Annotated in this window: 20 protein-coding genes, 3 tRNA genes and 1 pseudogene; 7 read left to right on the top strand and 17 right to left on the bottom strand. The window is 65.5% G+C overall.

Going from position 1 to position 19,896, the window contains the following annotated elements; genetic code table 11:
- Positions 1–61 precede the first annotated feature (61 nt).
- The 4 genes from K2O50_RS22830 (at position 62) to K2O50_RS22845 (ending at position 2,864) form a co-directional block, all read left to right on the top strand.
- Positions 62–493: a hypothetical protein gene (locus tag K2O50_RS22830; RefSeq protein WP_220689944.1), complete on the top strand. Its 432-nt coding sequence runs from the start codon at positions 62–64 to the stop codon at positions 491–493.
- A 55-nt stretch (positions 494–548) separates the two neighbouring features.
- On the top strand, positions 549–1,178 hold the full coding sequence (locus tag K2O50_RS22835) for a DUF1780 domain-containing protein (RefSeq protein WP_050703673.1): 630 nt from the start codon (positions 549–551) through the stop codon (positions 1,176–1,178).
- 132 nt (positions 1,179–1,310) lie between these two features.
- Positions 1,311–1,484: a DUF3094 family protein gene (locus tag K2O50_RS22840; protein ID WP_050703672.1), complete on the top strand. Its 174-nt coding sequence runs from the start codon at positions 1,311–1,313 to the stop codon at positions 1,482–1,484.
- An 84-nt stretch (positions 1,485–1,568) separates the two neighbouring features.
- Positions 1,569–2,864, top strand: a complete 1,296-nt coding sequence (locus tag K2O50_RS22845; protein WP_050703671.1) for an NAD(P)/FAD-dependent oxidoreductase — start codon at positions 1,569–1,571, stop codon at positions 2,862–2,864.
- Positions 2,865–2,982: 118 nt separating this feature from the next.
- Here the strand turns inward: K2O50_RS22845 and K2O50_RS22850 are convergent, their stop codons facing one another.
- From K2O50_RS22850 to rluD, 7 genes are all read right to left on the bottom strand, one after another.
- Entirely contained in the window at positions 2,983–3,519 is a 537-nt protein-coding gene (locus K2O50_RS22850) for a dihydrofolate reductase family protein (protein WP_050703670.1), read from the bottom strand.
- A 112-nt stretch (positions 3,520–3,631) separates the two neighbouring features.
- Positions 3,632–3,707 (bottom strand) — tRNA-Lys (locus K2O50_RS22855).
- 6 nt (positions 3,708–3,713) lie between these two features.
- Positions 3,714–3,790 (bottom strand) — tRNA-Pro (locus K2O50_RS22860).
- 4 nt (positions 3,791–3,794) lie between these two features.
- Positions 3,795–3,870, bottom strand: a tRNA-Asn gene (locus K2O50_RS22865).
- 474 nt (positions 3,871–4,344) lie between these two features.
- Positions 4,345–6,909: an ATP-dependent chaperone ClpB gene (gene clpB, locus K2O50_RS22870; protein ID WP_050703669.1), complete on the bottom strand. Its 2,565-nt coding sequence runs from the start codon at positions 6,907–6,909 to the stop codon at positions 4,345–4,347.
- 262 nt (positions 6,910–7,171) lie between these two features.
- On the bottom strand, positions 7,172–7,912 hold the full coding sequence (gene pgeF, locus K2O50_RS22875) for a peptidoglycan editing factor PgeF (protein ID WP_050703668.1): 741 nt from the start codon (positions 7,910–7,912) through the stop codon (positions 7,172–7,174).
- A complete protein-coding gene (rluD, locus tag K2O50_RS22880; RefSeq protein ID WP_028689894.1) occupies positions 7,909–8,871 on the bottom strand; it encodes a 23S rRNA pseudouridine(1911/1915/1917) synthase RluD in 963 nt (320 codons plus the stop codon). Before rluD ends, pgeF begins: the two co-directional genes overlap by 4 nt.
- A gap of 149 nt (positions 8,872–9,020) precedes the next feature.
- On the opposite strand from rluD, the gene K2O50_RS22885 reads away from it, so the two are divergent.
- Positions 9,021–10,040 (top strand): outer membrane protein assembly factor BamD, encoded by a 1,020-nt coding sequence (locus tag K2O50_RS22885; protein ID WP_050703667.1) that lies wholly within the window; start codon positions 9,021–9,023, stop codon positions 10,038–10,040.
- 94 nt (positions 10,041–10,134) lie between these two features.
- Entirely contained in the window at positions 10,135–10,365 is a 231-nt protein-coding gene (locus tag K2O50_RS22890) for a PP0621 family protein (RefSeq protein WP_050703666.1), read from the top strand.
- 145 nt (positions 10,366–10,510) lie between these two features.
- On the opposite strand, the gene thiO is transcribed toward K2O50_RS22890, so the two are convergent.
- The 5 genes and pseudogenes from thiO to K2O50_RS22915 form a co-directional block, all read right to left on the bottom strand.
- A complete protein-coding gene (gene thiO / locus K2O50_RS22895; protein ID WP_050703665.1) occupies positions 10,511–11,608 on the bottom strand; it encodes a glycine oxidase ThiO in 1,098 nt (365 codons plus the stop codon).
- A 53-nt stretch (positions 11,609–11,661) separates the two neighbouring features.
- Positions 11,662–12,054: a type IV pilin protein gene (locus K2O50_RS22900; protein WP_050703664.1), complete on the bottom strand. Its 393-nt coding sequence runs from the start codon at positions 12,052–12,054 to the stop codon at positions 11,662–11,664.
- Position 12,055: 1 nt separating this feature from the next.
- Positions 12,056–12,526 (bottom strand): hypothetical protein, encoded by a 471-nt coding sequence (locus K2O50_RS22905; protein WP_050703663.1) that lies wholly within the window; start codon positions 12,524–12,526, stop codon positions 12,056–12,058.
- Positions 12,523–13,170, bottom strand: a complete 648-nt coding sequence (locus tag K2O50_RS22910; RefSeq protein WP_050703662.1) for a hypothetical protein — start codon at positions 13,168–13,170, stop codon at positions 12,523–12,525. The genes K2O50_RS22905 and K2O50_RS22910 overlap by 4 nt, the downstream gene beginning before the upstream one ends.
- 179 nt (positions 13,171–13,349) lie before the next feature.
- Positions 13,350–13,526, bottom strand: a pseudogene (locus K2O50_RS22915) (pilus assembly protein PilV); the annotation flags it as partial.
- A 136-nt stretch (positions 13,527–13,662) separates the two neighbouring features.
- Between K2O50_RS22915 and K2O50_RS22920 the strand changes: the two are divergent.
- On the top strand, positions 13,663–14,112 hold the full coding sequence (locus K2O50_RS22920; RefSeq protein WP_050703661.1) for a GspH/FimT family protein: 450 nt from the start codon (positions 13,663–13,665) through the stop codon (positions 14,110–14,112).
- Position 14,113: 1 nt separating this feature from the next.
- Here K2O50_RS22920 and ispH read toward each other — a convergent pair whose 3' ends face one another.
- From ispH to ribF, 5 genes are read right to left on the bottom strand one after another with little or no spacing between them, the layout of a single operon-like run.
- Entirely contained in the window at positions 14,114–15,058 is a 945-nt protein-coding gene (gene ispH / locus K2O50_RS22925) for a 4-hydroxy-3-methylbut-2-enyl diphosphate reductase (protein ID WP_050703660.1), read from the bottom strand.
- A gap of 14 nt (positions 15,059–15,072) precedes the next feature.
- Positions 15,073–15,510 carry a peptidylprolyl isomerase gene (locus tag K2O50_RS22930; protein ID WP_023629753.1) on the bottom strand — a complete coding sequence of 146 codons (438 nt, stop codon included), beginning with the start codon at positions 15,508–15,510 and terminating at the stop codon, positions 15,073–15,075.
- Entirely contained in the window at positions 15,503–16,018 is a 516-nt protein-coding gene (lspA, locus tag K2O50_RS22935) for a signal peptidase II (protein ID WP_028689904.1), read from the bottom strand. Before lspA ends, K2O50_RS22930 begins: the two co-directional genes overlap by 8 nt.
- Positions 16,011–18,842 (bottom strand): isoleucine--tRNA ligase, encoded by a 2,832-nt coding sequence (gene ileS / locus K2O50_RS22940; RefSeq protein WP_050703659.1) that lies wholly within the window; start codon positions 18,840–18,842, stop codon positions 16,011–16,013. The genes lspA and ileS overlap by 8 nt, the downstream gene beginning before the upstream one ends.
- Complete coding sequence (ribF, locus tag K2O50_RS22945) at positions 18,839–19,789, bottom strand: bifunctional riboflavin kinase/FAD synthetase (RefSeq protein WP_050703658.1); 951 nt, start codon at positions 19,787–19,789, stop codon at positions 18,839–18,841. The genes ileS and ribF overlap by 4 nt, the downstream gene beginning before the upstream one ends.
- Positions 19,790–19,896 lie beyond the last annotated feature (107 nt).

A 19,896-nucleotide genomic window follows, 5' to 3' on the forward strand; every position in this document is an offset into this window, starting at 1 on the left:
TTCTCCCTTTCGTCCGGTTGCTATAGGCTGACACCTCCTTTCGCTGCAGGACGCATCCCCAATGACCGAAGGCATCAACCTGCCCTTGCTGCTGGGCGCGCTGTTCAGCGCCACCGCGGGGGTACTGCACCTGATGGTCATCGCCGTGGGCCCGCGCTGGTACCGTCTGTTCGGCGCGGGCGAACGCATGGCCCGGGCCGCGGAACAAGGGCGCGCCTACCCTGCCCTGGTCACAGCGGCGATCGCGTCGGTACTGCTGGCCTGGGCCGCCTACGCGCTGTCGGCGGCCGGTGTGATCGCGCCCTTGCCATTGCTGATGCCGATCATCTGCTTGATCACCCTGGTGTACCTGGCCCGTGGCCTGCTGGGGCCGCTTTTGCTGGCCGGCACCGGGCGCAGCCGGCGTTTCATCGCGGTCAGTTCGGCCATTTGTGTGGGCGGCGGGCTGCTGCACCTGTTCGGGGTCGTGCAGCAATGGCTGGTGCTGGGCTGATTCCCACGCACAAACAGCATCTTACCGTCATCAATTAGCGACTAAGCTTGTCCCCATGGATGACTCAGACTACCTGCGCCTGCTTACCATCCAGGCCGAACAAGCCAATGCGTTCCTGTCCAATGCCCGCAAATGGGAACGCGAGCGTTGGGTCTGCCAGCGCCTGCTGCAGGGGCTGAACATTCCCTACCGCAGCGAGGACTTCACCCCGGCCGGGCAGGAACCGCCAGACGTGCTGTTCCGCGACGCGGCGTTCGAGGTGTTCTTCGTGCTCGACGAGGGCCGGCGGCTCAATGACGAGTGGCGCGAAGAGCTGCAACGCCGGCGCAGCGCGTTCTCCCTGAGCCAACTGGTGCGCCGCGAACAACGCCCCCGGCGGATCAGCGCCCAGGAACTGCTGGCACGCCTGGCGCCCACGCTGCGCAAGAAATCGCACAACTACCGCGAACGCGGGCTGGACCTGGGTGAGCTGGACATCATCGCCTTCTCCAGCCTCAAGCGCGAAGTGCTCGACCTCAACAGCCATTTCCCGCCGCCCACCGAGTACCTGCGCCAGGGCTGGCGCTCGTTGTCGCTGGTGGGGCCGACCTTCGCCCGGGTGCTGTTCGCCCATCCGGACGCGCCGGATTTCCTGCGCGGCAACCTGGGGCGCAGCATTGTGTTCGACGTAGGTATCAGTCTTTGATCCAGTGCCGGGTGTGTTTGCGATCACGTACACTCGGCGCCAGGGATAGAAAGCATTATCATTCGACCCATGCGTTTGCGTGAACGCTGTGGCGTACACGCAGTCACAAACGTCTATCTGACGAGGCCCACCATGACCAGCCGCCTGAATCCCGAAGATCAGCGTCGCGTCGATGAGTATCTGAGCGCCCCCCAGCATCAAGTAGAGCGCAGGCCCTTCCGGCCGTTGCTGCTCCTGTTGCTGGTGGTGGCCGTGACCATCGGTCTGGGCCTGTTGAGCCGCCTGCTGAGTGGACTGGTGCTATGAGCTGCCTTGCGCTCGCCCGCCCCTCGTGCTGGATGCGGCCGGACCTTGTGTCCACGAATTCCGTAAAACTTGTGAGATATCCCCATGACTCATCGCATCGTGATTGTCGGCGGCGGCGCCGGCGGCCTGGAACTGGCGACCCGCCTGGGTAAAACCCTGGGCAAGCGCAAACAGGCCGAGATCACCCTGGTTGATGCCAACCTGACGCACATCTGGAAGCCACTGCTGCACGAAGTGGCGGCCGGCTCGCTGAACTCCTCGGAAGACGAACTGAACTACGTGGCCCAGGCCAAGTGGAACCACTTCAACTTCCAGATGGGCCGCATGAGCGGCCTGGACCGCGAAAGCAAGCTGATCCAGCTGGCCGCGACCCTCGACGACGAGGGCCGCGAGCTGCTGCCTGCGCGCACCATTGGCTACGACAGCCTGGTGATCGCCGTGGGCAGTAACACCAACGACTTCGGCACCCTGGGCGCAGCGCAACACTGCCTGTTCCTCGACAGCCGCAAGCAGGCCGAGCGCTTCCACCAGCAGCTGCTCAACCACTACCTGCGTGCCCACGCGGGCGATGTGGCCAGCGAGAAGATCAGCGTGGCCATCGTCGGTGCCGGCGCCACGGGTGTGGAGCTGGCGGCCGAGCTGCACAACGCCGCCCACGAGCTGGCGGCCTATGGCCTGGACAAGATCCAGCCGAAAGACATGCACATCACCCTCATCGAAGCCGGCCCACGGGTACTGCCGGCGCTGCCGGAGCGCATCAGCGTGCCGGTGCACAAGACCCTGGAAAAACTCGGCGTGACGGTGATGACCAATGCCGCAGTCAGCGAAGTGACCGAGGATGGCCTGAAGACGGCGGCCGGCGAAGTGATCCAGGCCAGCCTGAAGGTCTGGGCGGCGGGCATTCGCGCGCCGGGCTTCCTCAAGGACATCGACGGGCTGGAAACCAACCGCATCAACCAGCTGGTGGTGCGCCCGACCCTGCAGACCACCCGCGACGACAATATCTTTGCCTTCGGCGACTGCGCCGCCTGCCCGCAGCCGGGCAGCGACCGCAACGTGCCGCCACGGGCGCAGGCTGCGCACCAGCAGGCTTCGCTACTGGCCAAGAGCCTCAAGGCGCGCCTGGAGAACAAGGCGCTGCCGACCTACGAGTACAAGGACTACGGCTCGCTGGTATCGCTGTCGCGGTTCTCGGCGGTGGGCAACCTGATGGGTAACCTGATGGGCAGCGTGAAGCTGGAGGGCTGGCTGGCGCGGATGTTCTATGTGTCGCTGTACCGGATGCACCAGATGGCGCTGTATGGGTTCTTCCGCACGGCGATGATGATGCTGGGTAGCAAGATTGGGCGGGGGACTGAGCCGCGTTTGAAGTTGCACTGATAACAGGCCCTGCTCTCCCCGGTGGGAGCGGGCTTGCCCCGCGATAGCGACAGCCGCCATAACCGGGTGGCCTGAACCGACGCCATCGCGGGTCAAGCCCGCTCCCACGCTGGCGACTTCACCTGACCACGCGATACGTACTCTGCACGAACCCACTCTCGTAACTGGTCGTCTTCATGTGCTGCAACAGCACATCCTTCGCCAACCCGCCGAATAACGGAATCCCCTGCCCCAGCAGCACGGGAATGCGGGTGATGGTCAGTTCATCCACCAACCCCTCACGCAAGAACCCCTGAATCAGCTTGCCGCCATCCAGGTACAGGCTTTTCGCCCCCGTGCCCTGCAGATGCTCGAGCAACGCCGGAATCGGCCCGGGGTGTAGCTCGACCTGCTCCGGTGCGCCCTTGGGCAAGGCCTCGAGGCTGGCGCTGACCACCACGACCCGCGTATCGGGATACGGCCACTCGCCAAAGGTCATGACCTTGTCGAAAGTCCCCCGCCCCATCACCAGCGTATCAACGCCCGCCATGAACCCGGCATAGCCATGGTCGTCGGTGGATTGGGTGGCGCCCATCAGCCAATCGAGGCCGCCGTCTTCACGGGCGATGTAGCCATCCAGGCTGGTGGCGATGAAAACACGGGCTTTGAGGGACATGCGTGGCGCTCCTGCGGGCAAAGGCCACAGGGTAGCAAGGGCGGGGATATGCCACACCCAAAAAACGCGGACAAAAGAAAAAGGGCATCTCAGTCGAGATGCCCTTTTTACATGGTGGGTCGTGTAGGATTCGAACCTACGACCAATTGGTTAAAAGCCAACTGCTCTACCAACTGAGCTAACGACCCGGAAAATGGTCGGGGTGAGGGGATTCGAACTCCTGACATCCTGCTCCCAAAGCAGGCGCGCTACCGGACTGCGCTACACCCCGAGATTGGCTCCGCGACCTGGACTCGAACCAGGGACCCAATGATTAACAGTCATTTGCTCTACCGACTGAGCTATCGCGGAACTGAACTTCGGTACATCTTTACTGCTTCGAAGCCTGTGTTAGCTTCGAACTCTTTAGCTGCTTCGCTTTCGCGTTGTCGCTGCTGAGGCCGGCTATTCTACATTCTTCGTTTTGCTTGTCAACCACTTTTTTTCATTCAACTTACTGATTTGTAAGTTGTTTTGCGATCTCCGATGTTGCTGGTGATTCGCTCAGTGCCTGACAGCGGGGCGAATATTAGGGGCACTCTGAATTTTGTGCAAGCACTTTTTTCAAAATTTTCAGCAAGTTAGGTAGGAAGCCGGAAAATCAGGGGTTTGCGGCGCCTGCACTGGCCTTATCGCGGGGCAAGCCCGCTCCCACGCTGATCGCTCCCACGCGCATAGGGTACCTGTGGCACCGATCTGCGTGGGAGCGGGCTTGCCCCGCGATGGCGTCGGGATGACCCACATAAAAAAGCCCCGCTTTCGCGGGGCTCTTCATGACGGCAGTGATCAGTCGAAGACAATCTCCTCGCCCTGCACCTTCGCGGTGATCGCCGCACCCGGCAAGAACTCGCCGGCCAGGATCAACTGCGCCAGCGGGTTCTCGATCCAGCGCTGGATCGCACGCTTGAGTGGCCGTGCGCCATACACCGGGTCGTACCCCACGGCGATCAGCTTGTCCAACGCCTCCGGGCTCAGGCTCAGCGACAGCTCGCGCTCGGCCAGGCGGCCACGCAGTCGGCCGAGCTGGATCTCGGTGATGCCGGCGATCTGCTCGCGGCCCAGGGGCTCGAACACCACCACTTCGTCGATGCGGTTGATGAACTCCGGACGGAAGTGCGAACCCACCGCGTCCATCACCGCCGCACGCTGCGCCTCGCGGTCACCGGCCAGTTCCTGGATCTGCGCCGAGCCCAGGTTGGAGGTCATCACGATCACCGTGTTGCGGAAGTCCACGGTGCGGCCGTGGCTGTCGGTCAGGCGGCCATCTTCCAGCACCTGCAGCAGCACGTTGAACACATCCGGGTGGGCCTTCTCCACCTCGTCGAGCAGTACCACCGAGTACGGCTTGCGACGCACGGCCTCGGTCAGGTAGCCGCCCTCTTCATAACCCACGTAGCCTGGCGGGGCGCCGATCAGGCGAGCCACGGAGTGTTTCTCCATGAACTCGGACATGTCGATGCGCACCATGGCCTCTTCGGTGTCGAACAGGAACTCGGCCAGCGCCTTGCACAGCTCAGTCTTGCCCACGCCGGTAGGCCCAAGGAACAGGAACGAGCCGCTGGGGCGGTTCGGATCGGACAGCCCGGCACGGGAACGGCGCACGGCGTTGGCCACGGCGGTCACCGCCTCGTCCTGGCCGATCACCCGTTCATGCAGCAGGCTTTCCATCTTCAGCAGCTTCTCGCGCTCGCCTTCGAGCATCTTGGCCACGGGGATGCCGGTCCACTTGGAGACCACTTCGGCGATTTCTTCCTCGGTGACCTTGTTGCGCAGCAACTGGTTGTCGGTCTTGCCGTGCTGGTCGACCATCTGCAGGCTGCGCTCCAGGTCCGGGATTACCCCGTACTGCAGCTCGGCCATGCGGCTGAGGTCACCCTTGCGGCGGGCGGCTTCCAGTTCCTGGCGGGCTTGCTCGATCTTCTGCTGGATCTGCGCCGAGCCCTGCACCTCGGCTTTTTCCGAGGCCCAGATCTCTTCGAGGTCGGCGTACTCGCGCTCCAGGCGGTCGATTTCCTCGGTCAGTTTCTCCAGGCGTTTCTTCGCCGCTTCGTCCTCTTCCTTCTTGAGCGCCTGGGACTCCACCTTCAGTTGGATCAGGCGACGGTCGAGGCGGTCGAGCACTTCCGGCTTGGAGTCGATCTCCATGCGGATGCGGCTGGCCGCTTCGTCGATCAGGTCGATGGCCTTGTCCGGCAGCTGGCGGTCGGTGATGTAGCGGTGGCTGAGCTTGGCCGCGGCGATGATGGCGCCGTCGGTGATGGCCACCTTGTGGTGCACTTCATAGCGCTCTTTCAGGCCACGCAGGATGGCGATGGTGTCTTCCTCGCTCGGCTCCTCGACCAGCACCTTCTGGAAACGACGCTCGAGGGCGGCGTCCTTCTCGATGAACTGGCGGTATTCGTTGAGCGTGGTGGCGCCGACGCAGTGCAGCTCGCCACGGGCCAGGGCCGGCTTGAGCATGTTGCCGGCGTCCATGGCGCCCTCGCCCTTGCCGGCGCCGACCATGGTGTGCAGTTCGTCGATGAACAGGATGATCTGGCCTTCCTGCTTGCTCAGTTCGTTGAGCAGGCCTTTGAGGCGCTCTTCGAACTCGCCGCGGTACTTGGCGCCAGCGATCAGCGCCCCCATGTCCAGGGCCAGCAGGCGCTTGCCTTTCAGGCCGTCGGGCACCTCGCCGTTGATGATGCGCTGGGCCAGGCCCTCGGCGATGGCGGTCTTGCCCACGCCGGGCTCGCCGATCAGCACCGGGTTGTTCTTGGTCCGGCGTTGCAGCACCTGGATGGTGCGGCGGATCTCGTCGTCACGGCCGATCACCGGGTCGAGCTTGCCTTCCTCGGCGCGCTTGGTCAGGTCGACGGTGTACTTGTCCAGGGCCTGGCGCGATTCCTCGGCATTGGCGTCGTTCACCGCCGCGCCGCCGCGCAGGTTGTTGATGGCGTTCTCCAGGGCCTTCTTGCTCACGCCCTGGCCGAGCAGCAGCTTGCCGACCTTGCTGTTCTCGTCCATGGCGGCGAGCAGCACCAGCTCGCTGGAGATGAACTGGTCGCCCTTCTGCTGGGCCAGGCGGTCGGCCTGGTTGAGCAGGCGCGCCAGGTCCTGGGACATGTTCACGTCGCCGGTCGGATTCTGGATTTTCGGCAGCTGGTCGAGCTCCTTGGTCAACGCCTTGCGCAGGCTGTTGATGTCGAAGCCGACCTGCATCAGCAGCGGCTTGATCGAGCCGCCCTGCTGGTCGATCAGCGCCTGCAGCAGGTGCAGGGGCTCGATGGCCGGGTGGTCCATGCCCACGGCCAGGGATTGGGAGTCGGATAACGCGAGTTGCAGCTTGCTGGTCAGTCGGTCTATTCGCATGGGGGATACCTTCCTTTAAAGGGCAGGCGGAGCGATGGACAGCACCTGTAATGAAGAACCTGCCTGAGATGACCAATAGATAAGGGTGATTCTGGAAGATTCAAGCGTAGCGGGGTTGACAGAGGTCAGCACCAGTGACGTCAGGCAACGTGGGAGCGGGCTTGCCCCGCGATGGCGCCAGCAGATGAGATAGAGGTGGCAGGGCCTGCGCTATCGCGGGGCAAGCCCGCTCCCACGCGATGTCCGCGTAGGCCGGGTAAGGTCAGCGCGGCTGCAACCAGACCAACGAAGCAAAACGCCCACCCTGCGGGGTGCGGCGATAAGAGAAGAAGCGTGGATCGCTGACCGTGCAGAACCCGCCACCATAAACGGCGGTAACGCCACGCGCCGCCAGGCGGATCCGCGCCAGCTGATAGATATCGGCCATCAGCTTGCCCGGGCGCTCGCCCTCGACAAACGCCTCAGCCGCCTCGGGATGCACGGCAGTAAAGGCATCGCGCACTTCCAGCCCCACCTCGAACGCCTGCGGCCCAATCGCAGGCCCCAGCCACACCATGACCTCTTCAGGCGCCAGCGCCAGGCGCTCAAGGGTGGCCTCCAGCACGCCACCGGCCAGCCCGCGCCAGCCGGCATGCGCAGCCGCCACTCGGGTACCGGCGCGGTCGCAAAACAGGGCAGGCAGGCAATCGGCGGTCATCACGGTGCAGGCGATGCCCGGCTGGTCGGTCCAGCTGGCATCGGCCTCGGCAACCACGGCGGGATTGGCATCCGCCACCACCAACCCATGCACCTGCTTGAGCCAGGCCGGCTGGATGGCGAATTCGTCGCTCAGGCGACGTCGGTTCTCGGCGACCGCCTGCGGGTCATCGCCCACATGGTCGCCAAGATTGAAGGATTCATAGGGCGGCAGGCTGACGCCGCCCTCGCGGGTGGTGACGCAGGCGCGAACCGAGGCCGGGGCCGGCCAGTCGGGGAGGATCAGCGACTGCGTCAGGCCACTCATCCGATGAAGCTCTCGCGGTCCTGGTCGAGCAGCGACAGCAGCCACTGGAAGTCGTCCGGCAACTCCGACTTCCATTCCATGCGCTCACCCGTGGTCGGGTGGTCCAGCGCCAGGAAACGCGCGTGCAGGGCCTGGCGCGGGAAGTGCTTGACCGCCTCGACCATGGCCACGCTGGCGGCCGGCGGGATGCGGAAGCGTGCACCGTAGGTCTGGTCGCCGACCAGCGGATAGCCGACATGCGCCATGTGCACACGGATCTGGTGGGTGCGGCCGGTTTCCAGCTTGACCCGCACATGGGTGTGCGAACGGAAGCGCTTGAGCACGCGGTAGTGGCTGACGGCCGGCTTGCCGCCCTCGGTCACCGCCATGCGCTGGCGCTCGCCGCCGTGACGGCCGATCGGCGCGTCGATCTTGCCGCCGGCGATCACCACGCCGACCACGATGCACTCGTAGATACGGCTGACCGAACGCTTTTGCAGCTGGTCGACGAGGTTGGTCTGCGCCTGCAGGGTCTTGGCCACCACCATCAGACCAGTGGTGTCCTTGTCCAGGCGGTGCACGATGCCGGCGCGCGGCACGTTGACGATGTCCGGGACATGGTGCAGCAGGGCGTTGAGCAAGGTGCCGTCGGGGTGACCGGCCGCCGGGTGGACCACCAGCCCGGCGGGCTTGTTGATCACCAGGATCTGGTCGTCCTCGTAGACGATGTCCAGCTCGATGTCCTGAGCCACCCATTCGCCCTGGGCCTCCTGCTCGGCTTCGAGGGCCAGGATGGAGCCGGTGTGGACGGTGTCGCGCGGTCGCAGCACCGCGCCATCGACGGTCAGGCGGCCATCCTTGATCCACGAGGACAGGCGCGAACGCGAGTACTCGGCGAACAATTGGGCGGCGACCTGGTCGAGGCGTTGGCCGCCCAGTTCGGACGGGACCTCTGCGCTAAGTTGAATGATCTCGGACATGCTCGAATCGACGGGCGTTCAGCCTTTGGTTTCGGCTGCGCGCTTGTGGTTAAATACGGCTTCTTTTGCCCCGGGGTTTGGCCGGGGGCGCTCATCATAACAGGACGGCACCGCCCAAGACAGCGGCCGTCAAAGGGACGCAAGCCGCCATGCAAGTGAAACACCTGCTGCTGATCGCCATCCTCGGGCTCACCGCTGCCTGTTCCTCGAACAAGGAAGTCATTGACGAGAACCTCAGCGAGGCCGAGCTGTACCAGCAGGCGCAGGCCGACCTGGACAACTCCAGCTACACCAGCGCCGTGAACAAGCTCAAGGCCCTGGAATCGCGCTACCCGTTCGGCCGCTACGCCGACCAGGCCCAGCTCGAGCTGATCTACGCCAACTACAAGAACTCCGAGCCCGAGGCCGCCAAGTCCGCCGCCGAGCGCTTCATCCGCCTGCACCCGCAGCACCCGAACGTCGACTACGCCTACTACCTCAAGGGCCTGACCTCGTTCGACCAGGACCGTGGCCTGCTGGCGCGCTTCCTGCCGCTGGACATGACCAAGCGTGACCCGGGCGCCGCCCGCGACTCGTACAACGAGTTCGCCCAGCTGACCAGCCGCTTCCCCAACAGCCGCTACGCCCCGGACGCCAAGCAGCGCATGATCTACCTGCGCAACCTGCTGGCCTCCTACGAAATCCACGTGGCCAACTACTACCTGAGCCGCGAGGCCTATGTGGCCGCCGCCAACCGTGGCCGCTACGTGGTGGAGAACTTCCAGGAAACCCCGTCGGTAGGCGATGGCCTGGCGGTGATGGTCGAGTCGTACCAGCGCATGCACCTGGACGAGCTGGCGGCCACCAGCCTCGAGACCCTCAAGCTCAACTACCCGAACCACCCGAGCCTGGTCGATGGCCAGTTCGTCGCCAAAGTGGATGAAAACGGCAACCGCTCGTGGCTGTCCAAGGCCACCCTGGGCCTGATCGACACCCAGGCGCCGCTGCCGCCGGGCGAGACCCGCGCCAACCAGGACGTGGTCAAGCAGTTCCAGGACGCCCGTTCCGAGATTCCGCAAGAGCTGCTGCCCAAGGACGAGAACGGCGACCCGATCCTGCCGGAAGGTCCGAAGGAAGCCGAGAAGGACCGTTCCTGGTTCAGCTACATGACCTTCGGTCTGTTCGACTGATACCACGCACGCAAAGAAAGGGAGGCCCGAGGCCTCCCTTTTTTCATGCCTGCGTCCTAGACTGTCGGCTTCTTTTCTCGACAAGCTGGACACCATGGTTCGCCTACTCTTCTGGATCGCCCTGATCGCCGCCGCGTTCTGGCTGTGGCGCAAGTTCAAGACCAGTCAGCAATCACCTGCCGAGCCGCGCCTGCAGGATCCGCTGAAGATGGTGCGCTGCGCCCATTGCGGCGTGCACCTGCCCAACGACCGGGCGTTGCAGCGTGGCCAGGAGTGGTACTGCAGCCAGCAGCATCTGGAACAAGGGCCTGGCCAGCAACGCTGACAGCCTACGCGCCCTCTGTAGGAGCGGCCTTGTGCCGCGAAAGGGCCGCAAAGCGGCCCCGGCGATCTTTGCGTCAACGCTGAAATCCTGGGGCCGCTTCACGGCCCTTTCGCGGCACAAGGCCGCTCCTACAGTGGTTATGCGCTCAGCCCAGACGCCCCCCAGGCGCATACGGCGCCGGATCGATAATCGGCTCGCGCCCCATCAGCAAATCACCGAACAGCTGGCACGACGCCGGCGCCAGCACCAGCCCGTTGCGGTAATGCCCGCAGTTCAGCCATAGCCCTTCATGCCCCGGCACCGCGCCGATATACGGGATACCTTCAGGCGAGCCAGGGCGCAAGCCAGCCCAATGCCCCACTACCTCGGCCTCCGCCAGCGCCGGCAGCAACTCCACCGCCGAGGCCTTCAGGCTCTCCAACGCCTCCCCCGTCGGGGTCTTGTCGTAGCCGGCATGCTCCAGCGTGCTGCCCACCAGGATATGCCCGTCGCGGCGCGGGATCGCATAGCGCCCCTTGGCCAGGACCATGCTCGGCAAGAAGTCCTCGGCGCACTTGAACAGGATCATCTGCCCCTTCACCGGCTCCACCGGCAGCGTCAGCCCGAGGGTCTGCAGCAGGTCACCGCTCCAGGCTCCGGCGCTGAGCACCACATCGTCAGCGGCGATCACACCGTCCTCGGTCTGCACACCGGTAACGCGACCACCTTCATGGACGAACCCGGTGATCTGGCAATGCTCGCGCAGGGTCACGTTCGGCAATGCCTGCAACGCGGCCTTCAGCGACTTCACCAGGCGCGGGTTGCGCACGTTGGCCACGCCCGCCATGTAGATGGCATGGCGGTAACCCGGGCCAAGCACCGGCACGGCATCGTAGGCCGCCGAGATATCCACCGCACTGAGCGGGCGATGCTCGCGTGCGGCCCAGGCCAGGGCCTCGGCTTCGTCGTCCAGATCCAGCCAGTACAGCCCGGTGATATGCACCTCGGGGTCGACCCCGGTGCTGGCGAACAGGCGCTCGCCCAGCTGTGGATAAAAATCCTGCGACCAGTGCGCCAGGGCGGTCACCGCCGGGCTGTAGCGCCACGGGTACAGCGGCGAAACGATCCCGCCACCGGCCCAGGACGACTCCCGACCCACCTCGCCCTGGTCGCACACCACCACCCGGTCGACATCCGCGGCCAGGTTGAACGCGGTCAGCAGGCCGATGACACCGCCGCCGACAATCACTACTTGCTTGCTCATGGTTCGATCCAACACCTGAAGTAATTCCACGGCGCCTGGGCACCTCATGATCTTCAGCTTCCCCAGCACACCTCGTCGCCCGCGCCCGTGTTATCGCGCACGCCCGCCTGGTCGAGCAGGAAGTCGCCGCAGCGGTCATCCGCCATGAAGGCCTCGGGCACACGGCTGGCGCGCAGGCTGAACCGGTCAGTGTCGCGCCAGGCCTGCAGGCGGTAGTAGCGTGTGCCCGCGGGCAACACGGTGGTCAACTGCTCGTTGTCGGCATAACCGCCCACGCGCGCGCGGTGCTGCTCCAGGCGCAATGCCGCGTCCTGCAGCAGGCCGAGCGCTTCGCTTCGTGCGGCGCGGCGCAACTGGTCGCTGTAGCTGGGGTAGGCAATGGCTGCCAGCATGCCGATCAGCGCCACGACAATCAATAATTCGATCAGACCAAGGCCGCGCTGCATCTCAGCCCTCCCCCAGGCGCTGGCGCCAGCTGATCCGCTTCACCGCGCCGCCATCATCGATGGCATAGACCGCCTCCAGCAGTTGCCGCCCGCGGGCTTGAAGGCCCACCGCCGTCACCCGGACCAGCGTCAGCCTGTCCCCGACGGGCTGACCCACGACACGCAAGCTGTCTCCCAGGGTTTGCAGGTAAACGAAGCCACTGCGGGTCACCAGCCAGGGTGGAGAAGGCTGCGGATCAGGTGGACTGGGTGGCGGACAGGCCTGGCATCGGGCAGGGATGCTGCCTGCGAGCAGTTCTGCGCCCTCGATCAAGGCAGCCTCAGCCTGCTCGAAGGCTCGCGCGCCGGCCAGCTGATCGCCTGCTTGGCGCTGCTGCAAAAGCGCCTCGCGCATGGCCAGGGTTGCCAGCAGGCCGAACAGCAGACTCAGGACCAGCGCCAGCAACAGCACAACGCCACGCTGCCCCGTCACGACTCGGCTCCCGGGTTGCGCAGGGCCACGCTCAGTGAATGGCGCTGCTCGAGCCCATGCTGCCGGTCATGCAAGGTCAGGTGGATATCCAGCCGCTCACCCGCCCCCGCCTCGACACGGCTGACCTCCAGCGCCCGCACCTGGTCGATGAGGCTGGCATGCTGCGCATTGCTGGTGAGCATCAGGCTGCCGTTGCGCACCCGGTAGGTCACCCGGCGCACCGGCAGGGCCAACAACTCGCCGTCCCCGACGTGCTGCCCGGGCTGCACCCGCGCCCAACTGCGGCAATCGCTGAGCACGGTCCAGTCCGGGGTGCCGAGCAACCCGGGCAACTCGGCGCCGACCAGGGTCAGGCTGTCGCCGGTGACCTCTATGGGCGACGCGAAGGCCTGTGCTGCGCCAGGATCGGCGAAGTCCTCGGCTTCAAGACGCAGGCAACCGAACATCCCCGCCTGGCGGATATCCTCGGCCATTCGCTGCAAGGCCAGGCGGGCGTCATCCTGCAGGCGCGCCGCCGCGCCCTGGAGTTGCAAGGCCTGATACGCCGAGACGAATACCTGGCCGGCGGCCACCAGCAACATCAGGCCCAGTGCCAGGGCCAGCAGTGCCTCGACAAGGCCGAAACCCACCTGCCGACGCCTCATGGCAGCACCCTGCCCTGCACGCTCAGCGACTGCCGCCCCTCTCCCATGTCCGGCCAATCGACCTCCAGCACCAGCACGCCCCCGACCAGGTTCATGCGCCCTTGCGCCGCACCACCGAGCACCTGGGTCAGGCGCGACTGCCAGGCCGCTTCCTCGCCCGCTTCGAGCGCCCCGGCGGCCCTCACGCGCTCCAACATGCCCTGTGCCAGTTGCAACACCTGCGCTTCCCGCCGCGCCCCCTCGACCGCCTGCAACCCACGCAGCTGCAAGGCCGCCGATGCGAACAGCCCCAGCGTCAGCACCGTGACGGCCAGCAGCACCTCCAGCAGTGTCATGCCCCCTTCCCTAGCCCCCATAACCCCTCCTGGGATCTTTCCTAGGCCGCAACCCGAACCGGCCGACTGGCGCCCTTGCCGGGCGTCCTGGAAGCTACAGAGAAGCACTTCCAGGGAGGAATGCAGCGTGGGGCAACAAGGCGTAACACTGATACAAATGATGTTCGCACTGGGCGTGCTGAGCCTTCTGACACACCAGGGCATATCGGCCTACGGCAAGTTCAGCGATGAGCTTTACGTCGGTGCCGTGGCCAGGGAGCTGGCACAGGCCCTGCGCGGCGCCCGAAATCAGGCGGCGCTAAGGCACCAGGCCGTGCTGCTCCGGCCACTGGAGGAGGATTGGGGCAAGGGCTGGCGAGTGGTGCTGGAACAGGATGGCGAGCTGTTGCAGACGCATCGCCTGCACAGGCCGCTGAGGATTGCCACGACCTCGGACCGGGTCGTGAGGTTCAGCGCCCGGGGTGCGCCGCTGGGGGTGGGCTTCGTCGGCACCACGCTGGACATCTGCCCGCGCACCACCCTCGACAGCCGTCATCAGGTGGTGCTCAGCCCCAGTGGCCGGGTCAGCCTGCGCAGCGACGAGGGCCGCCGCTGTGCGCCGGACTGACTCAGATCGAGCGGACCCGCAGCTCCTTGGGCATGGAGAAGGTGATGTTCTCCTCGCGCCCGTCGAGCTCTTCGGCGCCGCTCGCGCCCCAGGCCTTGAGCTGGTCGATCACGCCACGCACCAGCACCTCCGGTGCCGAGGCCCCGGCGGTGATGCCGATGCGCTCGGCCCCGTCGAACCAGCTGCGTTGCAGGTCCTCGGCGCCGTCGATCAGGTAGGCCGGTGTGCTCATGCGCTCGGCCAGCTCGCGCAGGCGGTTGGAGTTGGAGCTGTTGGGACTGCCGACCACCAATACCACGTCGCACTCGTCGGCCAGCTGCTTGACGGCATCCTGGCGGTTCTGGGTGGCGTAGCAGATGTCGTCCTTGCGCGGGCCGCCGATGTTCGGGAAGCGTTCGCGCAGGGCGTCGATCACCCGGCTGGTGTCATCCATCGACAGGGTGGTCTGGGTGACGAAGGCCAGGTGGTCAGGGTTGCGCACCTGCAGCCTGGCGACATCGTCCTCGTCCTCGACGAGGTAGATGGCACCGCCGTTGCTGGCGTCGTACTGGCCCATGGTGCCTTCGACTTCCGGGTGCCCCTCGTGGCCGATGAGAATGGTCTCACGGCCGTCGCGGCTGTACTTGGCGACCTCGATATGCACCTTGGTCACCAGCGGGCAGGTGGCGTCGAACACCTTCAGGCCACGGCCGGCGGCTTCCTGGCGCACGGCCTGGGAAACGCCGTGGGCGCTGAAGATGACGATGACATCGTCCGGTACCTGGTCCAGCTCTTCGACGAAGATCGCGCCACGGTTGCGCAGGTCCTCGACCACGAACTTGTTGTGCACCACTTCATGGCGCACGTAGATCGGCGGGCCGAAGACTTCCAGGGCGCGGTTGACGATCTCGATCGCCCGGTCGACCCCCGCGCAGAAGCCGCGCGGGTTGGCGAGTTTGATTTGCATGCTCGGCTCCAGGCTCACACGGCCTTCACGTCGAGGATCTGCACCTCGAAGTTCAGGGTCTTGCCAGCCAGTGGATGGTTGAAATCGATGGTCACCTGGTTGTCGTCGAACGCCTTGACCACGCCCGGAAGCTCGGTGTTGGCGGCGTCGTTGAAGATCACCAGCAGCCCTTCGGACAGCTCCATGCCTTCGAACTGCGAGCGCGGCATCACCTGCACGTTCTGCGGGTTGTGTTGGCCGAAGGCGTTCTCCGGGGCGATGCTCAGCTTGCGCTGGTCACCGGCCTTGAAGCCGAACAGGGCGTTCTCGAAGCCCGGCAGCAGGTTGCCGTCGCCGACCTTGAACGTGGCCGGGGCCTTGTCGAAGGTGCTGTCGACGGTGTCGCCGTTTTCCAGGTGCAGCGCGAAGTGCAGGGTGACTTCGGTGTTCTGGCCGATGCGGGTCTCAGTCATGGACGGCTTCCTCGGACTTCTTGCTCTTGAACATGTCCAGCGCCAGCATCACCGCGCCCACGGTGATCGCGCTGTCGGCCAGGTTGAAGGCCGGGAAGTAGTAGCGGTTCTGCCAGTGCACCAGGATGAAATCGACCACATGGCCCAGCACGACGCGGTCGTACAGGTTGCCCAGCGCGCCGCCCAGCACCAGGGCCAGGGCCACGGCCAGCCAGGTCTCGTTGCGCCCCAGGCGCTTGAGCCAGACCACCAGCACGGCGCTGACCACCACGGCGATCAGCGCGAACAGCCAGCGCTGCCAGCCGGAGCTGTCGGCCAGGAAGCTGAACGCCGCGCCGGTGTTGTAGGCCAGGGTCCAGCTGAAGTAGTCGGGGATGACCACGATCTGCTGGTACATGGTCAGCGCGTTGTCGAAGTACAGCTTGGTGGCCTGGTCGAGGACCAGGACCACCAGGCTCAGCCAGAGCCAGGCAAGGCGCCCGAAGCGCCCTGCAGGAGCATTAGGCATAGTGGCGCACCTCGCCCGAACCGCTCAGGTTGTCGACGCAACGGGCGCAGATCTCCGGATGCTCCGGGTGGCTGCCCACATCGGCGCGGAAGTGCCAGCAGCGGCCGCACTTGGCATGGCCGGACTTGACCACTTTCAGCTTGAGGCCTTCGACTTCGGTTGTCACGGCATCTGCCGGCGCCTGGACGAACGGCACCACGCTGGCGGCCGAGGTGATCAGCACGAAGCGCAGTTCGTCGCCGAGCTTGTTCAGGTCGGCGGTCAGGCCCTCTTCGGCGAACAGGGTGACTTCGGCCTGCAGGTTGCCACCGATGACCTTGGCGGTACGCTGGTTCTCCAGCTCCTTGTTGACCGCGGCTTTGACGGCCATCACGCGGTCCCAGTAGGCACGGTCCAGCTCGGCGTCGGCCGGCAGTTCGGCCAGGCCCTGGTACCAGGTGTTGAGCATCACCGACTCGTTGCGCTCGCCCGGCAGGTACTGCCAGATCTCGTCGGCGGTGAACGCCAGAATCGGCGCGATCCAGCGCACCAGTGCCTCGCTGATGTGGTACAGCGCGGTCTGGCACGAGCGGCGGGCGACACTGTTGGCGCCGGTGGTGTACTGGCGGTCCTTGATGATGTCGAGGTAGAAGCCACCCAGCTCCTGCACGCAGAAGTTGTGGATCTTCGAGTAGACGTTCCAGAAACGGTACTCGCTGTAGTGCTCTTCCAGCTCGCGCTGCAGCAACAGGGTGCGGTCGACCGCCCAGCGGTCCAGGGCCAGCATGTCTTCGGCTGGCAGCAGGTCGCGGGCCGGGTCGAAGCCAGACAGGTTCGAGAGCAGGAAGCGCGCGGTGTTGCGGATACGCCGGTAGGCATCGGCGCTGCGCTGCAGGATCTGCTCGGAAACCGCCATCTCGCCGGAGTAGTCGGTGGCCGAGACCCACAGGCGCAGGATGTCGGCGCCCAGGGTGTCGTTGACCTTCTGCGGCTCGATGGTGTTACCCAGCGACTTGGACATCTTGCGGCCGTTCTCGTCCACGGTGAAGCCGTGGGTCAGCAGCTCGCGGTACGGCGCGTGGCCGTCGATGGCGCAACCGGTCAGCAAGGAGGAGTGGAACCAGCCGCGGTGCTGGTCGGAGCCTTCCAGGTACAGGTCGGCGCGCGGGCCGGTGGCGTGGCCGATGTCGTGGGAGCCGCGCAGCACGTGCCAATGGGTGGTGCCGGAGTCGAACCAGACGTCGAGGGTGTCGGTGATCTTGTCGTACTGGCCGGCTTCGTCACCGAGCAGCTCGGCGGCGTCCAGCTTGAACCAGGCCTCGATGCCTTCCTGCTCGACGCGCTTGGCGACTTCTTCCATCAGCTCGACGGTACGCGGGTGCAGTTCGCCGGTCTGCTTGTCGAGGAAGAACGGGATCGGCACGCCCCAGTTGCGCTGACGCGAGATGCACCAGTCCGGACGGTTGGCGATCATCGAGTGCAGGCGCGCCTGGCCCCAGGCCGGAACGAACTTGGTCTCTTCGATGGCCTTGAGGGCGCGCTCGCGCAGCGGCTCGCCAGTGCTCGGCTGCTTGTCCATGCCGACGAACCACTGCGCGGTGGCGCGGTAGATCAGCGGGGTCTTGTGGCGCCAGCAGTGCATGTAGCTGTGGCTGATGGTCTCGGTGTGCATCAGCGCACCGACTTCGCTGAGCTTTTCAACGATGGCCGGGTTGGCCTTCCAGATGAACTGGCCGCCGAAGAACGGCAGCGACTCGACGTACACGCCGTTGCTCTGCACCGGGGTGAGGATGTCGTCGTTGACCATGCCGTAGCGCTTGCAGGTGACGAAGTCGTCTTCACCGTAGGCCGGCGAGGAGTGCACCACGCCGGTACCGGCGCCCAGTTCGACGTAGTCGGCCAGGTAGATCGGCGACAGGCGGTCGTAGAACGGGTGGCGGAAGTTGATCAGTTCCAGGGCCGAGCCCGGGGCGGTGGCGATGATCGAGCCTTCCAGGTTGTAGCGCTTGAGGCACGACTCGACCAGCTCTTCGGCGAGCACCAGCAGGCGCTCGCCGGTATCGACCAGGGCGTACTTGAAGTCCGGGTGGATGTTCAGCGCCTGGTTGGCCGGGATGGTCCACGGGGTGGTGGTCCAGATCACGATGGCGGCGGACTTGGCCAGCGCGCCCAGGCCGAAGGCGGCGGCCAGCTTGTCGGCATCGGCCACCGGGAAGGCGACGTCGATGGTCTGGGATTTCTTGTCGGCGTACTCGACCTCGGCTTCAGCCAGGGCCGAGCCGCAATCGAAGCACCAGTTCACGGGCTTGAGGCCCTTGAACACGAAGCCTTGCTTGACCATCTCGGCCAGGGCGCGGATTTCACCGGCCTCGTTGGCGAAGTTCATGGTCTTGTACGGGTTGTCCCAGTCGCCCAGCACGCCCAGGCGGATGAACTCGGTCTTCTGCCCTTCGATCTGCTCGGCGGCATACTCGCGGCACAGCTCGCGGGTGCGGTCGGCGGTCAGGTGCTTGCCGTGGGTGACCTCGACCTTGTGCTCGATCGGCAGGCCGTGGCAGTCCCAGCCCGGCACATACGGCGCGTCGAAGCCGGACAGGGTCTTGGAGCGGACGATCATGTCCTTGAGAATCTTGTTCAGCGCATGACCGATGTGGATCTTGCCGTTGGCATAGGGCGGGCCGTCGTGCAGGACGAACTTCGGACGATCCTTGCCAATCTCGCGCAACTTACCGTACAGGCCAATACTGTCCCAGCGCTGCAGGATCTGCGGTTCGCGCTGAGGCAGGCCGGCCTTCATGGGGAAGGCGGTGTCCGGAAGGTTAAGCGTGGCTTTGTAGTCGGTCATTTCAGGCTCTTCGTTAGCGGTTGAGCGTGCCAGTGGGCACGTGCGGCGGCGATGTCCGCGTCGATCGCCGACTTCAGCGCCTCCAGGGAGGCGAAACGCTGCTCTTCACGCAGCTTGTGGTGGAATTCCACCGTCAGGCGCCGGCCATACAGGTCGCCGGCGTAGTCCAGGAGATGAATCTCCAGGTGAGGACGCCCGTCACCGGCAACGGTGGGGCGCACTCCGATATTGCCGACACCCGGCCAGGCCTTGCCGTCGATCTCGATGCTGGCCAGGTAGACCCCGGACAGCGGCACGCGACGGCGCTTGAGCTGGATGTTGGCGGTGGGGGTGCCGAGCTGGCGGGCCAGCTTCTGGCCATGCAGCACGCGCCCGGTGATACGGTACGGACGCCCCAGCAGGTGCTCGGCCAGCTCGAAGTTGCCTTCGGCCAGGGCCTTGCGCACTTCGGTGCTGCTGACCCGCAGGCCGTCCTGGATCACGGTATTGGCCGCCTCGACGGTGAAGCCGTGGCGTTTGCCGGCTTCGGTGAGGAAGACGAAGTCGCCGGCGCGGTCGCAGCCGAAGCGGAAGTCATCGCCCACTTCGAGGTGGCGCACGCCCAGGCCGTCGACCAGCACCGCCTTGACGAACTGCTCGGCGCTGAGCTGGCTCAGGCGCTGGTTGAACGACAGGCACAGCACTCGGTCGATGCCCTCGCCGGCCAGCAGCTCGACCTTGTCGCGCAGGCGGGCCAGGCGCGCCGGGGCGCTCTGCGGGGCGAAGTACTCGCGCGGCTGCGGCTCGAAGATCACCACGCAGGTGGGCAGGCCCAGTTCCTGACCGCGTTCGCGCAGGCGTGCGAGGATCGCCTGGTGGCCGCGGTGGACCCCGTCGAAGTTGCCAATGGTGGCGACACAGCCCCGGTGCTCGGGGCGCAGGTTGTGAAGACCTCGAACCAGCTGCATAACGCGCTTCTTGCTCATAAAGTGGCCGATTATAACCACACCCGGGCGCTGGTGACAGGCAGCAGCGCCCCCATGGGGCGTGGAATGCGAAAAACCGACGCCTGACC

This window comes from Pseudomonas sp. 2hn (genome assembly GCF_019646095.1).
GTDB lineage: Bacteria > Pseudomonadota > Gammaproteobacteria > Pseudomonadales > Pseudomonadaceae > Aquipseudomonas > Aquipseudomonas peradeniyensis.

What these genes read in the sequence shown, in the direction of transcription:
- ileS (WP_050703659.1), bottom strand. Translation starts at nt 18,842, where the DNA reads ATGACCGACTACAAAGCCACGCTTAACCTTCCGGACACCGCCTTCCCC.
- thiO (WP_050703665.1), bottom strand. Translation starts at nt 11,608, where the DNA reads ATGAGCAAGCAAGTAGTGATTGTCGGCGGCGGTGTCATCGGCCTGCTG.
- pgeF (WP_050703668.1), bottom strand. Translation starts at nt 7,912, where the DNA reads ATGAGTGGCCTGACGCAGTCGCTGATCCTCCCCGACTGGCCGGCCCCG.
- ispH (WP_050703660.1), bottom strand. Translation starts at nt 15,058, where the DNA reads ATGCAAATCAAACTCGCCAACCCGCGCGGCTTCTGCGCGGGGGTCGAC.
- K2O50_RS22830 (WP_220689944.1), top strand. Translation starts at nt 62, where the DNA reads ATGACCGAAGGCATCAACCTGCCCTTGCTGCTGGGCGCGCTGTTCAGC.
- K2O50_RS22835 (WP_050703673.1), top strand. Translation starts at nt 549, where the DNA reads ATGGATGACTCAGACTACCTGCGCCTGCTTACCATCCAGGCCGAACAA.
- K2O50_RS22850 (WP_050703670.1), bottom strand. Translation starts at nt 3,519, where the DNA reads ATGTCCCTCAAAGCCCGTGTTTTCATCGCCACCAGCCTGGATGGCTAC.
- clpB (WP_050703669.1), bottom strand. Translation starts at nt 6,909, where the DNA reads ATGCGAATAGACCGACTGACCAGCAAGCTGCAACTCGCGTTATCCGAC.
- lspA (WP_028689904.1), bottom strand. Translation starts at nt 16,018, where the DNA reads ATGCCTAATGCTCCTGCAGGGCGCTTCGGGCGCCTTGCCTGGCTCTGG.
- rluD (WP_028689894.1), bottom strand. Translation starts at nt 8,871, where the DNA reads ATGTCCGAGATCATTCAACTTAGCGCAGAGGTCCCGTCCGAACTGGGC.
- K2O50_RS22900 (WP_050703664.1), bottom strand. Translation starts at nt 12,054, where the DNA reads ATGCAGCGCGGCCTTGGTCTGATCGAATTATTGATTGTCGTGGCGCTG.
- K2O50_RS22930 (WP_023629753.1), bottom strand. Translation starts at nt 15,510, where the DNA reads ATGACTGAGACCCGCATCGGCCAGAACACCGAAGTCACCCTGCACTTC.
- K2O50_RS22920 (WP_050703661.1), top strand. Translation starts at nt 13,663, where the DNA reads ATGATGTTCGCACTGGGCGTGCTGAGCCTTCTGACACACCAGGGCATA.
- ribF (WP_050703658.1), bottom strand. Translation starts at nt 19,789, where the DNA reads ATGCAGCTGGTTCGAGGTCTTCACAACCTGCGCCCCGAGCACCGGGGC.
- K2O50_RS22845 (WP_050703671.1), top strand. Translation starts at nt 1,569, where the DNA reads ATGACTCATCGCATCGTGATTGTCGGCGGCGGCGCCGGCGGCCTGGAA.
- K2O50_RS22885 (WP_050703667.1), top strand. Translation starts at nt 9,021, where the DNA reads ATGCAAGTGAAACACCTGCTGCTGATCGCCATCCTCGGGCTCACCGCT.
- K2O50_RS22840 (WP_050703672.1), top strand. Translation starts at nt 1,311, where the DNA reads ATGACCAGCCGCCTGAATCCCGAAGATCAGCGTCGCGTCGATGAGTAT.
- K2O50_RS22910 (WP_050703662.1), bottom strand. Translation starts at nt 13,170, where the DNA reads ATGAGGCGTCGGCAGGTGGGTTTCGGCCTTGTCGAGGCACTGCTGGCC.
- K2O50_RS22890 (WP_050703666.1), top strand. Translation starts at nt 10,135, where the DNA reads ATGGTTCGCCTACTCTTCTGGATCGCCCTGATCGCCGCCGCGTTCTGG.